The 15703-nt window shown below is 32.6% G+C and carries 13 protein-coding genes; all 13 read left to right on the top strand.

Translation table 11 applies throughout. The annotated features are described in order from the left end of the window. The first annotated feature begins 14 nt into the window (after nt 1-14). The 13 genes from B3J31_RS06635 to truB all read left to right on the top strand — a co-directional run bounded on the left by B3J31_RS06635 (nt 15) and on the right by truB (nt 15696). Nucleotides 15-809 carry a phosphatidate cytidylyltransferase gene (locus B3J31_RS06635; RefSeq protein ID WP_346867836.1) on the top strand — a complete coding sequence of 265 codons (795 nt, stop codon included), beginning with the start codon at nt 15-17 and terminating at the stop codon, nt 807-809. A gap of 260 nt (nt 810-1069) precedes the next feature. Next, a complete protein-coding gene (locus B3J31_RS06630) occupies nt 1070-2224 on the top strand; it encodes a 1-deoxy-D-xylulose-5-phosphate reductoisomerase (protein WP_346867837.1) in 1155 nt (384 codons plus the stop codon). A 64-nt stretch (nt 2225-2288) separates the two neighbouring features. Continuing rightward, nucleotides 2289-3290: an RIP metalloprotease RseP gene (rseP, locus tag B3J31_RS06625; RefSeq protein ID WP_167402981.1), complete on the top strand. Its 1002-nt coding sequence runs from the start codon at nt 2289-2291 to the stop codon at nt 3288-3290. Between the two features lie 9 nt (nt 3291-3299). After that, nucleotides 3300-4349 (top strand): flavodoxin-dependent (E)-4-hydroxy-3-methylbut-2-enyl-diphosphate synthase, encoded by a 1050-nt coding sequence (gene ispG, locus B3J31_RS06620; protein WP_150843843.1) that lies wholly within the window; start codon nt 3300-3302, stop codon nt 4347-4349. Between the two features lie 15 nt (nt 4350-4364). After that, nucleotides 4365-8696, top strand: coding sequence for a PolC-type DNA polymerase III (locus B3J31_RS06615; protein WP_346867838.1), 4332 nt, complete (start codon nt 4365-4367; stop codon nt 8694-8696). 525 nt (nt 8697-9221) lie between these two features. Continuing rightward, nucleotides 9222-9683, top strand: coding sequence for a ribosome maturation factor RimP (rimP, locus tag B3J31_RS06610; protein ID WP_150843841.1), 462 nt, complete (start codon nt 9222-9224; stop codon nt 9681-9683). Nucleotides 9684-9699: 16 nt separating this feature from the next. Next, entirely contained in the window at nt 9700-10785 is a 1086-nt protein-coding gene (gene nusA, locus B3J31_RS06605; protein WP_035132801.1) for a transcription termination factor NusA, read from the top strand. 16 nt (nt 10786-10801) lie between these two features. Continuing rightward, the gene (rnpM, locus tag B3J31_RS06600) at nt 10802-11071 is read left to right on the top strand and encodes an RNase P modulator RnpM (RefSeq protein WP_346867839.1); all 270 of its coding nucleotides are present in this window, start codon (nt 10802-10804) and stop codon (nt 11069-11071) included. Further along, nucleotides 11061-11375 carry a ribosomal L7Ae/L30e/S12e/Gadd45 family protein gene (locus tag B3J31_RS06595; protein ID WP_035132804.1) on the top strand — a complete coding sequence of 105 codons (315 nt, stop codon included), beginning with the start codon at nt 11061-11063 and terminating at the stop codon, nt 11373-11375. Before rnpM ends, B3J31_RS06595 begins: the two co-directional genes overlap by 11 nt. Before the next feature lie 17 nt (nt 11376-11392). Next, nucleotides 11393-13477: a translation initiation factor IF-2 gene (gene infB / locus B3J31_RS06590; protein WP_150843840.1), complete on the top strand. Its 2085-nt coding sequence runs from the start codon at nt 11393-11395 to the stop codon at nt 13475-13477. 18 nt (nt 13478-13495) lie between these two features. Further along, complete coding sequence (gene rbfA, locus B3J31_RS06585) at nt 13496-13858, top strand: 30S ribosome-binding factor RbfA (protein WP_035132809.1); 363 nt, start codon at nt 13496-13498, stop codon at nt 13856-13858. Then, entirely contained in the window at nt 13848-14822 is a 975-nt protein-coding gene (locus B3J31_RS06580) for a bifunctional oligoribonuclease/PAP phosphatase NrnA (RefSeq protein WP_346867840.1), read from the top strand. Before rbfA ends, B3J31_RS06580 begins: the two co-directional genes overlap by 11 nt. Beyond that, entirely contained in the window at nt 14809-15696 is an 888-nt protein-coding gene (truB, locus tag B3J31_RS06575; RefSeq protein WP_150843838.1) for a tRNA pseudouridine(55) synthase TruB, read from the top strand. Before B3J31_RS06580 ends, truB begins: the two co-directional genes overlap by 14 nt. Nucleotides 15697-15703: the final 7 nt, after the last annotated feature.

The raw sequence follows: 15703 nt of genomic DNA, 5'->3' as shown, positions 1-15703 counted from the left end.
AAGAGGTGAGGCAAATGAATAAAAGATATATAGGGGCAATGATATTAGCTCCTCTATTACTATTTATATTTTTAGGGGGGTATTTTTTAAAGATTTCTGTAGTTTTATTATCCCTTGGTGGAATGTATGAATTTTATAAGGTAAGCAAAGTGGATGGATATAAACCTATATCTTTAGTAGGATATTTATTATGTTTACTTTATTATATCTATTTAGGACATGGATTTAATTTAAATATTGCTGTCAGTGTATTTATCCTTGTAGTATTCCTTTTAATGATAGTTCCGGTATTTGATACTGATAGAAACTTCATTGATGTAGCATTGACCATATTACCTTGTTTTTACGTAGGCATATTTTTTAGTTTTATATTATTACTTAATAATATGGAAAATGGAAACTTCTTCATATGGCTTATATTTATATCATCATGGGGATGTGATACTTTAGCTTATTATTTTGGTAGATATCTAGGAAAACACAAATTAAATCCAAGGGTTAGCCCTAAAAAAACCATAGAGGGAGCCATAGGTGGACTTATAGGAAGTATTTTAGGATGTACAATTTATGGATACATCATAACTAAATTTGGAGTAGTGGTCCCACTATATAACTATATGATAATTGGTCTATTAGGTGGAATCTTTGGACAGTGTGGAGATTTGGTGGCATCTTCAATAAAAAGACATGCGGGTGTTAAGGATTACTCAAATTTAATTCCTGGACATGGTGGTATATTAGATAGGTTTGATAGTATATTGCTAGTATCTGTGGTGGTATATTATTATATTAATGTTTTTGTAGCGTAATTATAAAAAATTATTAAGGTATTATTAATTTAAGGGATTTCTCAAAAAATTTACAAGTCTTTAAGTACTGAGCAGGAATAAGATAAGTGATCCTCGACTTTTACTTAAGAGTAGCTTGTTTTGGGAAATCCCTTTTTAAATTTTGATTCTTTAAAATTAATTTAGCTATTAGTATTAAAATTAATTTAACTATTAGTATTTTGTATTATTACATATTATAGGGTATAATGTGTTTAGATAAAATTAAAGGAGCGTTGACAGTGAAAAACATAAGCATACTTGGAGCTACTGGTTCCATTGGAACACAGGCGTTAGATATAATAAGAAATAAAGAAAATAAAGTAAACCTAATAGGGGTTACAGCTCATAGAAACTTTAAAGGATTAGTGGATATTATAGAAGAGTTTAGTCCAAAATATATAGGTATAACAGATGAGAAATGTTATGAAGCTATAAAGGAGTACTGTGAAAGAGAAAATAAACAGGTAAACCTTTTTGGTGGAGAAGAGGCACTAGAAAAAGTTGCTACTTTAAAAGAAATCGATACGGTTTTGACTTCTGTAGTAGGAATTGCAGGATTGAAACCAACTATTAGGGCTATTGAAGCTAAGAAAAATATAGCACTTGCTAATAAAGAAACCTTAGTAGTTGCTGGAGATATAGTTATGGCAAAGGCAAAGGAAAATGGTGTTAAAATTCTTCCAGTGGATTCAGAGCATGGAGCTATATTTCAATGTATTCAGGGTAATGAAAAAAAAGATATAAACAAGATAATACTTACCGCTTCAGGTGGGCCATTTAGAGGTAAAACTAGAGATGGTTTGAAGGAAATTACCCCTAAAGAGGCTCTAAAACATCCTAAATGGAACATGGGAAGAAAGATTTCTATAGATTCATCAACCTTGGTAAACAAGGGATTAGAAGTTATAGAAGCACACTTTTTATTTGGAGTTTCTTATGATGAAATTGAAGTTATAGTTCATCCACAAAGTATTGTACATTCCATGGTAGAGTATAAAGATGGTTCAATTATTGCTCAATTAGGAAGCACAGATATGAGGTTACCTATCCAATATGCCTTAAGCTATCCTGAGAGAAGGACAGCTATAGCAGATAAGTTAGATTTTAAAACCGTTTCAAGTCTAACCTTTGAACAGCCTGATATAAACACTTTTAGATGCTTAGAATTAGCATTTAAAGCAGGAAAACTTGGTGGCAATATGCCGGCAATTTATAATGGAGCTAATGAAATTGCAGTAGAATTATTCCTGGATGAAAGGATTAAGTATCTACAAATTGAAGAAATAATAGAAGATGCCATGAATAAGTTTCCACATGTGAAAAATCCAGATTTACAACAAGTTTTAGACATAGATAAGCAGGTTAGGGAATATGTTTTAAAGAGATATGTATAAGTGAATATAGTGGAAGGGGAGAAGAATATTGCAAAGTATTATAGGTAATATACCGTATTTTTTAATGGCTTTACTTGCATTTAGTGTATTAATTATAGGTCACGAATTTGGTCATTTTATAATGGCTAGAGTTAATGGCGTAAAGGTTCTTGAATTTTCCTTAGGCATGGGACCAAAGTTATTCTCCATTAAGGGGAAGGAGACAGAGTATCTTATTAAAGCACTTCCCATTGGTGGTTACGTAAGAATGTATGGAGAAGAGGATGATGTAACTGTAGTTGATGATAGAGCCTTTTCTAATAAGACATCCTTTCAAAAGCTAACTATTGTAGCAGCAGGTCCTATAATGAATTTTATAATAGCTATACTATTCTTTAGTTTAGTAGGAGGTATTCAAGGGCATTCTACTAACGTTGTAGATAAAGTAGTAGAAAAATCACCAGCCATGGAAGTAGGAATAAAAGCTGGAGATAAGATAACCGAAGTCAATGGTAAGATGGTTACTACTTGGGAAGAATTTCTTACTGAGATTTTTACAGGAGAAGGAAAGCCCGTTAATATGGAAATAGAGAGAAACGGAGAAAAGATAAAGCTTGATTTAGTGCCAACATATAATGAGGAATTGGATAGATATCAAGTAGGTGTATATACTAAGGTTGTAAAGCCTAACTTTATTGAATCTATAAAATATGGGCTTAATCAAACAGGAAGTACCATAAGACAGACCTTTGGCTTTTTTGGTCAGCTATTCAAAGGAAAGGTTTCTGCTGATGATGTAGGAGGTCCTATAAGTATTATAAAAATTTCAGGAAGAGCTGCTCAGCAAGGAATTCTTACATTATTAAATATTATGGCTTTATTCAGTGTTCAACTAGCAATATTTAATGTAATTCCCTTCCCTGCCTTAGATGGTGGATGGATATTCCTATTACTATTCCAGATCATAACTGGTAAGGAAGTAAATAAAGAAAAGGTTGCAACAATTAATTACTATGGATTTTTAGCATTGATGTCTCTTATGGTTTTGGTATTGCTAAAAGATATTATAAATCCTATTCAGTTTTAGGAGGAAATTATGAAGAGAAAAGAAACAAGAAAAGTTAAAGTTGGAGATATATACATTGGAGGAGATTCTAGAATTACAGTACAATCCATGACTAATACGGATACAAGAGATGTATCCTCCACAGTAGAGCAGATTTTAAGACTTGAAGAAAGTGGTTGTGATATAGTAAGATGTGCAGTTCCAGATATGGAGGCTGCAGAAGCTATAAAGGAAATCGTAAAACAAATTCACATTCCTTTAGTTGCAGATATCCACTTTGATTATAGATTAGCATTAAAGTCTATAGAAAATGGAGTTTCTAAGCTTAGAATAAATCCGGGAAATATTGGTGACATAAGTAGAGTTGAGATGGTGGCGAAAGCTGCAAAAGAAAGAAATATACCAATAAGGATTGGGGTTAACTCTGGATCTCTAGAAAAAGAAGTTTTAAATAAATACGGTAGAGTGTGTAGTGAGGCTTTAGCAGAAAGTGCTCTTAATCATGTAAAAATTCTAGAAGCAGTAAATTTTGAAGATATAATCATATCTATAAAATCTTCTGATGTAGTTCAAATGATAGAGGCTTATAATATAGTTTCTAGTAAGGTTAATTATCCATTGCATATTGGAGTTACAGAGGCAGGTACCACATGGAGAGGCACTGTTAAATCCAGCGTAGGTGTAGGAGCACTTTTAGCACAGGGCATAGGAGATACCTTAAGAATTTCCCTTACAGGAGATGTGGTTGAAGAAGTTAAGGTGGGAAGAGAAATATTAAAATCCCTTGGCATGTTAGAGGATGGAATAAAATTTGTATCTTGCCCAACCTGCGGAAGAACTCAAATAGATCTTATTAGTATAGCAGAAGAAGCGGAAAAAAGATTAAGTCACATAAATAAAAATATAAAAGTAGCTATTATGGGATGCGTAGTTAATGGGCCAGGAGAAGCTAGAGAAGCAGATGTAGGAATAGCTGGTGGTAATGGAGAAGGTCTTATCTTTAGAAAAGGTGAGATTGTAAGAAAAGTAAAAGAAGAAGATTTACTGGATGAATTGATTAAGGAGATTGAAAGTTTATAGATAGGAGGAATCTAAATGACATTGTCAGAACTACTAGGATATGATAGTAGATTGCCTATTTATGAAGATATCATCATAAATAAAGTTCAATATCTAAAACAAAGCGAGATGGTTAAGGTAGTATTAAAACATAAGAGTTCCTTAGATGATCCTATGAAGGAGAATATATGTAATCTTATTAAGGATAAACTTTGTGATTTAGGTACTATAGATATCTTGTGGTATAGAGATGTAGAACATGTTGCTTTAGAAGATGTGGTGGGGGAGTATTGGATAGATGTGATTAACTCTCTTGCCTCATCTTTTCCTTCTGCTAAGACTAGTTTACTAAAAGCAGTTAAAAAGCTAGAAAATGACAGAATTAATATAGGTATATCCAATGAATTTATATCTAAGATGCTCTGCCATAAGAATATAGATAGATTAATACAAAGTGAAATTTATAATATGTTCAACATTAAAGTAGAAGTAAAAATATACTATGATGAATCGGCTATTGAAGAAGATTATATTCTAGAAAAGCAAATTGAAGAAAAGAGAATAGTAAGTGATATTATAGCAAATAGCCCTAAGATTTCTAGTAGATCTAGTGACAAAGCTAAAGAAAAGGCTAAAGAAACTAAGGGAGATAAAAAAGCTAGTCCTTGGAAGGAGAATTATAGAAAGAGCAAAGAGCCTTTAGATGACAATGTGGTATATGGTAATAGAAATATAAATGAAGAAACCACAGAAATGTGTGAATTAAATATGGGTTCTGGGAGAGTAGCTGTGGCTGGAGATGTATTTAAGGTAAATATATTTGAAGCTAAAAGTGGAAAAATATATCCTTCTTTATATATTACAGACTACACTAGCTCTATAACTATAAAAATATATCCAAGAAGTAATGAAGAAGTAGAAAAGCTGCTAGAAGAGTTAAAACCAGGAGTATGTTGCAAGGTTTATGGGGAAGTAGAAATTGATAGATTTTCTAAAGATTTAGTCCTTAATGCAAAGTCTATTGTAAAGTTGAAACCTAGTGAAAGAATGGATGGTTGTGAAGTCAAGAGGATAGAGCTTCATGCTCATACCACCATGAGCTCCATGGATGCAGTGGTTACACCTTCAAAGCTTATTGCTAAAGCTGCTAAATGGGGACATAAGGCAATTGCTATAACAGATCATGGAGTAGCTCAAGCCTTTCCAGAGGCAATGGATGCAGGGAAGAAGCATAATATAAAAATTATATATGGAATAGAGGGATATTTAGTTAATGATGGAGTAGGTATAGCTACCGGGTGTAGAGGAGTAGATTTTAATAGTTCCTTTGTAGTATTTGATATTGAAACTACAGGATTTTCAAGTCACCAAGATCGCATTATAGAAATAGGAGCTGTTAAAATAGAGAATGGACATGTTATTGATAGCTTTAATGAACTTATAAATCCAGAGATGAGCATTCCATATAAAATAACAGAGCTTACAGGTATAAGTAATGATATGGTGAAGGGTTGTAAAACCATAGAAGATGTTCTTCCTAGGTTTTTAGACTTTGTAGGGAGTTCTGTAGTAGTAGCTCACAATGCGGAGTTTGATACGGGATTTATTAAGTCTAAGTGCAGAAATCTTGGATTGCAATTTAAAAATGGAATTATAGATACATTACCTTTAGCTAGATTTTTATTTCCACAACTTAAAAAGCATAAGCTTAATGTAATATGTGAATACTTAAAGATATCCTTAGAAAACCATCATAGAGCTGTGGATGATGCTAAGGCTACTGGAGATATTCTTTTAAAATCCTTTGATATGTTAAGAGAGAAGGGTTTTAATAATTTAGATGGAGTTAATAAGGAATATTTAAAATCCTTTGATGTAAAAAAAGCTCCCACATACCATGTAATAATTTTAGCAAAAAACCAGAGTGGATTAAAAAATCTATATAAGCTAATCTCCTTTTCTAACTTAGACTATTATCAAAGACGACCAAGGCTTCCTAAGAGTCTAATAGAAGAATATAGAGAGGGACTTATTATTGGTTCTGCCTGTGAGGCTGGAGAGATATTTAAGGGGGTTCTAGCAGGAAGATCCCTAGAGGACATGGAACATATAGTAGAATTTTATGATTATTTAGAAGTACAGCCCATTGGGAATAATGAATTTTTAATAAAGAAGAACATGGTTAAAGACGAAGAAGGGCTTAGGGATCTCAATAGAAGGGTATGCGAACTAGGAGATTTCTATAATAAAAAAGTAGTTGCCACAGGTGATGTACACTTTTTAGAACCACGAGATGAAGTTTTTAGAAGAATTTTAATGGCTGGAAAAGGGTTTGATGATGCTGATAATCAACCTCCACTATATTTCAAAACCACTACAGAAATGTTAAGAGAGTTTTCATATTTAGGTGAAGAAAAGGCCATGGAAATTGTGGTGGAAAACCCTGAGTATATACAAAGCTTAGTTGGAGAGGTTAAACCAATTCCAGATGAAACCTATGCTCCTAAAATAGAGGGTGCAGAGGATGACATTAGAAACATGACTTTAAATAAAGTAAAATCTATATATGGAGATAATCTTCCAGAAGTTATTCAGAAAAGACTTGATAAGGAATTAAACTCTATTATAAATAACGGATATGCGGTGCTTTATCTTATAGCACAAAAATTAGTGGCTAAGTCTATCAGTGATGGATATCTAGTTGGATCTAGGGGGTCTGTTGGATCTTCCTTTGTAGCTACCATGTCAGATATAACAGAGGTTAATGGGCTTCCACCCCATTATGTATGCCCAAATTGTAAAAATAGTGAATTCATTTTAGATGGATCCATAGGTTCGGGAGTTGACTTACCAGATAAAAACTGTGAAAAATGTGGAACTCCTTATATAAAAGATGGTCATGATATACCTTTTGAAACCTTCTTAGGCTTTGAGGGAGATAAGGAACCAGATATAGACTTAAATTTCTCAGGGGATAACCAAGGTGATATTCATAGATATACAGAAGTTCTTTTTGGAAAAGGTCATACCTTTAAAGCAGGAACCATAGGAACTATTGCAGATAAGACTGCCTATGGATATGTTAAAAAGTATTTAGATGAAAGAGAAATAAATACTACTAATGCGGAAATAGAAAGATTAACTATTGGATGTACTGGGGTAAAGAGAACTTCAGGGCAACACCCAGGAGGAATTATGGTTGTACCTAGCGACAATGAAATATTTAATTTTTGTCCAATACAACATCCTGCAGATGATCCAAAATCGGATATAATAACAACTCACTTTGATTATCACTCTATAAGTGGTAGGCTTTTAAAACTTGATATACTAGGCCATGATGATCCTACTATGCTTAGGATGCTTCAAGATTTAACTGGAATAAGTCCTCAAAGTGTACCTTTATCTGACCCAAAGGTTTTGAGTCTTTTTACAGGAACAGAAGCTCTTGGCATAACTCCTGAAGAACTGGGTTGTGAAGTTGGATGTTATGGTGTTCCAGAGTTTGGAACCAAATTTGTTAGACAGATGCTGTTAGATACAAAACCACAAACATTTTCTGACCTAGTTAGAATTTCTGGTCTTTCTCATGGTACTGACGTATGGCTTAATAATGCTCAATATTATATAAAAGAAGGATATACTACCCTTAAAGATTGTATATCTACTAGAGATGATATTATGGTTTATCTTATATATAAAGGGCTTCCGCCCAAGACTGCTTTTACCATCATGGAGAAGGTTAGGAAAGGAAAGGGTGTATCAGAAGAGTTTGAAGCCATAATGAGAGAACATAATGTTCCAGATTGGTATATAGAGTCCTGTAAGAAAATAAAATACATGTTTCCTAAAGGTCATGCCGTTGCCTATGTAATGATGGCTATGAGAATAGCTTATTTTAAGGTTCACCACCCAAAGGCTTACTATGCAACTTATTTTACTGTTAGGGCAGACGATTTTGATGGCGATTTAGTTATAAAGGGTGAAGAAGCAATGAAAGATACTATGGATGAATTAAATGCTTTGGGGAACAATATAGGTACGAAAGAAAAAGGTCTTCTTACCACCTTAGAACTTTGTTATGAAATGTACAAAAGGGGGATAAAATTTCTACCCGTAGATGTATATAAATCAGAGGCAGTAAAATTTACAATAGAAGGAGATAATATAAGAATTCCTTTAAGTGGACTTACTGGAGTAGGGGAAAATGCAGCAAAGGCTATAGCAGAAGCTAGAAATCATGGAGAATTTATATCTAAGGAAGATCTTCGTATAAGAAGTAAAGCTACAAAGACTGTAGTAGAAGCCTTGGCAAATCACGGAGCCATAGGAGATTTACCAGAAACAAATCAATTAAGTCTTTTTTAACAACTGTTTATTTAAATAATTTAAGTTAGGTGCCATTTTATTAACAGAGTTCTTAGCTTCTTTGAAGCTTAGAAATCGTTATCCAGGGACGTAGCAGCTCTTTACTCCAATTTTAAATAAAATGGGAGTATTAGAGATGGTAGTCATCGGTATAAATACCTCAAAGGAGCTAAAACCATTGCATATTGAAAATAGCTATGATATAATCGTACTTAATGAGCTAGTTATTATGATAATCTTTGAGGGAGAGTAGGATTTATGCCTACTCTCTATTTATTAAAACGCAACCCCAAGTTGCGTTTTAATTATAAAGTGAACCTTAGTTTGAACTAAGGTTTTACATCTCACTAAAGCTAGTTGAACTCATACCTTAAAGGGTACTGTGGTAATGTAAATATTATCCCATGACTATTTGACCAAATACTTTCAACGTAATAAAAAGATGAAAGTTATATAGCAATAAAAAAATATTAAGTTTATTACTAAAGATTTGAAGTAAATATAATAAAAAGGAGGAAATGTATTATGAACAGTAGCGGTGTTGTGGAAAAACTCCATAGTAAAATTACTAATATAGTAGAAAAACTCGGATTTGAACTTTATCACTTAGAATATGTACGTGAAGGCGGACAAAATATTTTAAGAGTTTTTATAGATAATGAAAAAGGCGTTGCTTTGGATAACTGTGTAGAAGTAAGTAAGGCTGTTGGAGAAATGCTAGATAAAGAAGATCCTATAACAGAAGAATATAATTTAGAAGTATCATCTCCAGGTATATTTAGAACCTTATATACAAAAGAACATTTTAATAAGTATATAAATCATGATGTAGCTGTAAAACTTTCAGCATTATTTGAAGGAAAGAAAAAATATGAAGGGATATTGAAGGGGTTTGATAGCGAAAACTTAATGTTAGAAATCAATGACAATGAAGTTGCAATACCAATGTCAAAGGTTTCTTTAGTTACGTTAAACCCAACTTTATAAGGAGGATATAAATATAATGAGCACCGGATTTAAGGAAGAATTTATAGATGCTGTAAAACAACTAGTTGTTGAAAAAGGAATTAGTGAGGAAATGCTTTTTACTACCATAGAGGATGCTTTAGTAGCAGCATATAAGAAAAATTTTGCAAAGTCTCATGCCAAGGAGCAAAACGTAAGGGTATGGGTTAATAGAGATACAGGAGAAACTCATGTATACTCATTAAAAGAAGTTGTAGAAGAAGTATATGATGATGTAATAGAAATATCCTTAGAGGATGCTAGAGAAATCAGTGCCAAATATAACTTAGAAGATATTGCGGAAATTGAAGTTACTCCAAGAGATTTTGGAAGAGTTGCGGCTCAAGCTGCGAAGCAAGTTGTTATTCAAAGAATTAAGGAAGCTGAAAGAACTCTTATATATAATGAATTTATAACTAAGGAATTTGACATAATAACAGGTATAGTTCTAAGAAAAGATAGAGGAAATGTATTTATAGATCTAGGTAAACTAGAAGCTGTATTAGGCCCAAATGAGCAAATGCCAGGAGAATCTTATATATTTAATGAAAAATTAAAGCTATATATAGTGGAAGTAAAGAAAAGTTCTAAGGGACCACAAATTGTAGTTTCAAGAACACACCCAGGCCTTGTAAAAAGATTATTTGAGTTAGAAGTTCCGGAAATATACAGTGGAATTGTAGAAATAAAAAGTATAGCTAGAGAAGCAGGTTCAAGAACTAAAATAGCTGTATGGTCTAATGATGAAGAAGTAGATCCTATGGGAGCTTGTGTTGGACCTAAAGGAATTAGAGTTCAAAACATAGTAAATGAACTTAGAAATGAAAAGATTGATATAATAAAGTGGAGTAAGTTACCAGAAGAGTATATTGCTCATGCGCTAAGTCCAGCTAAAGTTTTATCAGTTGATGTAGATGAGGATGGAAAGAGTGCTAAGGTTGTAGTAGATGATAATCAATTATCATTAGCCATAGGTAAGGAAGGTCAAAATGTTAGATTAGCAGCAAGACTTACTGGATGGAAAATAGATATTAAGAGTAAGAGTCAAGCTGAAAGCTTACAAAACGAAGAAAGTAACCTTTAAAGGTAGGTGATATTTTATGAAGGTAAAAAAGATACCTCAAAGAATGTGCACAGGATGCATGGAAATGAAACCTAAGAAGGAACTTATAAGAGTTGTTAAAAATAAGGAAAATGAGATATCTATAGATTTACATGGTAAAAAACCTGGTCGTGGAGCCTATATCTGCAGAAATATTCAATGTTTAGAAAAATCCGTAAAGACTAAAAGACTAGAAAGAAATCTGGAAACTAAGATAAATGATGAAATATATGATAAACTAAAGGAAGAGATAGTTAATGCAGAATAAATTTTTAAGTTTTCTAGGAATTGCAAAAAAATCTAGAAACTTAGTAGAAGGATATAATGGATGCGAAGAAGAGATAAAAAGAAATAAAATCCATCTATGTATTTTATCCTTAGAGTGTTCAGAAAACACTAAGAAAAAATTTGAAAAATACTGTGATGACAGAAGAGTGCCTGTAATAGGAAATATACCTAAAAATGAATTGGGTATGGCCATAGGTAGAGAAGAAATCAATGTGTTAGCAGTAAGAGATGAAAAAATTTGTGAAAATTTAATAAAGTTATGGAAAGAGAATTACGGAATGTAAATTCGGGGGTGAAAGTTTTGTCGAAAATAAGAATATATGAGTTAGCTAAAGAATTAGAAGTTACAAACAAGGAACTTATAAGTGTATTAATGGAAGAGTTCGGTGTAGAAGCTAAGAATCACATGAGTGTCATCGATGAAGAGGATGCTGATCTTATAAAAGAGCTATATGAAGAACAGAAAAAAGAAGCAGCTGAAAAGAAAGAAATCATTGAGGAATATGAATCAAAAATCAATGAAGATATAAGTAAGCAGCAAAGAAAAAATAGCAAAATGAGAAAAGGCGGAAATAAGAGAAACGAAGAAAAGGTTGATGAAACTCCAGATGAAGTAATCGAAATGGAAGAAACTATCGTTGTAAAAGACTTAGCTGATAAGCTAAAAAAACCAGTGGTAGAAGTTATAAGAGCTTTAATATTCCAAGGAGTTATGGCAAGTGTAAACCAAGAGATTGACTTTAACACAGCTGAAAAGCTTGTAGATAGCTTTGGATCTATTGCAGTATTAAAAGAGCAAAATGTTGGTGACGTTGCTAAAGAACAAGAGGATGAGATTGATGAGATAGAAGACGAAGCATCAGAAGCAAAAGAAACTAAAAGACCACCAATAGTTACAGTAATGGGTCACGTTGACCACGGTAAGACATCATTACTAGATGCAATAAAGAAATCTAAAGTTACAGCAACAGAAGCTGGTGGAATTACTCAACACATAGGTGCTTATACTGTAGATGTAAATGGTGAGAGAATTACCTTCCTTGATACTCCAGGTCACGAAGCTTTTACTTCTATGAGAGCCAGAGGAGCTCAAGTTACAGATATAGTTATATTAGTAGTAGCAGCAGATGATGGAATTATGCCACAAACTGTTGAAGCTATAAATCACTGTAAAGCTGCAGAAGTACCTATGATTATAGCTATAAATAAAATGGATAAAGAAAGTGCAAATCCAGATAGGGTTAAGCAAGAGTTAACAGAATATGGATTAGTATCTGAAGATTGGGGTGGAGATACTATATGTGTACCAGTATCTGCTCACACTAAGGAAGGCTTAGATAATCTTCTTGAAATGATTACAATAAATGCTGAAATGTTAGAATTAAAAGCTGATGCTAATAGAAGAGCTAAAGGAACAGTTATAGAAGCTAAATTAGATAAAGGTAGAGGACCTGTAGCTAGTATACTAGTTCAAAATGGAACTTTAAAATCAGGAGATTCTATAATAGTTGGAACTACTTATGGTAGAATCAGAGCAATGATTGATGATAAAGGTAAAACTACAAAAGCAGCTGGCCCTTCTATGCCAGTAGAAATATTAGGACTTTCAGAAGTTCCAGCAGCAGGAGATAGATTTACTGTTGTTAGAGATGAAAAGACAGCTAGAATAATGGCAGAGTCAAGAAAAGAAAAGATTAGACAAGAACATTTCCAAACCTCTAATAGAGTATCTATGGAAAATCTATATAACCAAATCCAAGAAGGTAAGGTTAAAGAATTAAGTGTAATAGTTAAAGCTGACGTTCAAGGTTCAGCAGAAGCTGTTAAGCAATCCATAGAAAAGCTTTCTACAGATAACGTAAAAGTTAGAGTTATCCACGGAGCAGTTGGAGCTATAACTGAAACAGACGTATCTCTAGCTTATGCTTCTAATGCTATTATTATTGGTTTCAACGTAAGACCAGACAATAATGCTATTACAGTTGCAGAAAGAGATAACGTAGAAATTAAAACTTACAGAATTATCTATGATGCATTGGATGATATTAAATCAGCAATGATTGGTATGCTTGAACCTGAATATAAAGAAGTTATTACTGGACGTTGTGAAGCAAGACAGGTATATAAAATTTCTAACGTTGGGACTATAGCAGGATGTTATGTTCTTAATGGAAAGATAACAAGAAACAGTAAAGTTAGAGTACTAAGAGATGGTATAGTAATTACAGAATCTACTCTTGCATCTTTAAAGAGATTTAAAGATGACGTTAAAGAGGCAGCAGCTGGATACGAATGTGGACTTAGCATTGAGAAATTCAATGATATAAAAGAAGGAGACATTATAGAAGGCTATATCATGGAAGAAATTAAACCAAAACAATTGTAATAGGAAGGAGTGATCTCCATGGCTAACTATAGAGGCGGCAGAATCAATGAAGAGATAAAAAAAGATGTTAGCAACACTATTCAAAACAAAATAAAGGATCCTAGACTTACAGCAATGGTAAGTGTAACAGATGTAGAAGTAACAAGAGACTTAAGCTATGCTAAAGTATTTGTTAGTATATTTGGTACAGAGGATCAAAAGACAGATGCTCTTAAAATTCTTAAAAGCTCAACAGGTTTTATAAGAAAAGAGATAGGAAAAAATGTTAAGTTAAGACATGTTCCAGAAGTTATCATAGAGTTAGATACAACTTTAGATAAAGCGAATCATTTAGAGTCTTTATTTAGAAAGATAAAGGAGAATGATTCTAATGATAACTAGGAATATAGTAGATATCATAGAGAAAAGTAATTGTATAGGAATTACTTTTCATCAATCACCAGATGGTGATTCTCTAGGAAGTGCCACAGCCCTACTTCAAGGGCTGAGGGCACTTAATAAAGAAGCATATATACTTTCTAAGGAGAAAGTTCCAGATACTTTTGAGTATTTGCCTTGTAGTGAGGAAATCACAGGATTACTTCAACAGGTAAAGGATGGTACAGATTTAATAATTGTACTAGATTGTGGAGATTTCAAGAGAATAAATGCTAATTTAGATGCGGAGAAAAGGCAATATAAGCTTGTAAACATAGATCACCATCTAAGTAATGAAAAGTATGGTGATTTTAATTATGTGGATATAAATTCTTCAGCAGTTGGAGAAATAATTTATGACATATTAAATCAGTTAAAAGTAGATATTACAAAGAATATAGGTAAATCAATTTATACTTCTATTTTAACAGATACAAGTTCCTTTAAGCATTCTAATACTACAAGCAGAACTCATGAGATAGCTGGTGAAATTATTAAAACTGGAGTTAACTTTAATAAAATTCAAAGACAAGTCTTTGAAAATAAAGAATTTAATAAAGTTAAGTTCTTTGGAAAAGTCATCGATACTTTGACATTACATCTAAATAATAAAGTTGTATTTATGGAGATTAATGATGCTATGCTTAATGAAGTAGGCTTAGAATCCATGGATTCTTCCGAGGTTATTCACTTTGGAACTATGATAAGTGGAGTAGAGGTAGTGGCTTTATTTAAAGAAAGTAAGGGTGGAATAAAAGTAAGCTTAAGGTCTAAAGAAATAGTTGACGTTAGTAAAGTAGCGGAAAATTTTAATGGTGGAGGTCATAAAAGAGCTTCTGGTCTTTTTTGTGAAGGTTCCATCAGTGAAGTAAAGGATAAAATATACAAAATATTAGAAGAAGAGTTGATATCTTATGATAGAAAATAATAAACCCTTTGGAGTTTTAAATATAAATAAACCTCTTGGCATTAGTTCCTTTGACGTAGTGAGAAAAATAAAAAAGCTAGCTAAAGAGAAGAAAGTTGGACATGGGGGTACCTTAGATCCAGAAGCTTGTGGTGTACTTCCGGTATGTATAGGAAGAGCAACAAAGGCCATAGACTTTATCATGGAAGGTGAGAAAGAATATATAGCAAAAGTTAAATTAGGAGTTGTCACAGATACTTACGATAGAGAAGGAAAAGTACTTCGTGAGAGTAAGGTAGATTCTACAGAAGAAGAAATTACTAAGGCTATAAATAAATTTGTAGGAACTATTGCACAAGTTCCACCTATGTATTCTGCTCTTAAACAAAATGGGAAAAAACTTTATGAATTAGCTAGAGAAGGAAAAGAAGTCTATAGAGAGCCAAGGACAGTTACTATCCATAGTATTGATATATTATCCATAGATAGACCTATAATCCACATAAAAGTTAGATGTTCTAAAGGAACTTATATAAGAAGTTTATGTTATGATATAGGAGAAGAACTTGGTTGTGGAGCTATGATGTGGGAGCTAGAGAGAACAGCTACTGGTCCTTTTACTATAGATAGGAGTGTAGAACTAAAAGATCTAACAGAGGATAATATAAATAACTATATTATTTCCTTAGATGAAGTATTTAGTAAGTTTCCTAAACTTGTAGTTAATGAAAAGTTTGAAAGGTTAATATTAAATGGTGTAACCATAAATGATAGAACTCTTTTAAATAGAATTGAAAAGTTTTGCAAATATGCAGTATACAACAATTCAAATAAGCTTATAGGAATTGGGTCAGAAAGTGAAGCAGGATTTAAATTAATAAAACTTTTTCTTTAGGGGATAT

It is taken from the genome of Clostridium sp. UBA5988 (assembly GCF_002435615.1).
In the GTDB taxonomy this organism is placed as follows: Bacteria; Bacillota; Clostridia; order Clostridiales; family Clostridiaceae; genus Clostridium_J; species Clostridium_J sulfidigenes.
The sequence above is the reverse complement of the archived record's forward strand: the minus strand, read 5'-3'. Positions and strand labels throughout refer to the sequence as shown.

Bases quoted from the DNA above. Each gene is read 5' to 3' on its own strand.
- rbfA (WP_035132809.1), top strand. From the start codon at position 13,496: ATGGCTAACTATAGAGGCGGCAGAATCAATGAAGAGATAAAAAAAGAT.
- rimP (WP_150843841.1), top strand. From the start codon at position 9,222: ATGAACAGTAGCGGTGTTGTGGAAAAACTCCATAGTAAAATTACTAAT.
- ispG (WP_150843843.1), top strand. From the start codon at position 3,300: ATGAAGAGAAAAGAAACAAGAAAAGTTAAAGTTGGAGATATATACATT.
- truB (WP_150843838.1), top strand. From the start codon at position 14,809: ATGATAGAAAATAATAAACCCTTTGGAGTTTTAAATATAAATAAACCT.
- B3J31_RS06580 (WP_346867840.1), top strand. From the start codon at position 13,848: ATGATAACTAGGAATATAGTAGATATCATAGAGAAAAGTAATTGTATA.
- nusA (WP_035132801.1), top strand. From the start codon at position 9,700: ATGAGCACCGGATTTAAGGAAGAATTTATAGATGCTGTAAAACAACTA.
- rseP (WP_167402981.1), top strand. From the start codon at position 2,289: ATGGCTTTACTTGCATTTAGTGTATTAATTATAGGTCACGAATTTGGT.
- B3J31_RS06635 (WP_346867836.1), top strand. From the start codon at position 15: ATGAATAAAAGATATATAGGGGCAATGATATTAGCTCCTCTATTACTA.
- B3J31_RS06595 (WP_035132804.1), top strand. From the start codon at position 11,061: ATGCAGAATAAATTTTTAAGTTTTCTAGGAATTGCAAAAAAATCTAGA.
- B3J31_RS06615 (WP_346867838.1), top strand. From the start codon at position 4,365: ATGACATTGTCAGAACTACTAGGATATGATAGTAGATTGCCTATTTAT.
- rnpM (WP_346867839.1), top strand. From the start codon at position 10,802: ATGAAGGTAAAAAAGATACCTCAAAGAATGTGCACAGGATGCATGGAA.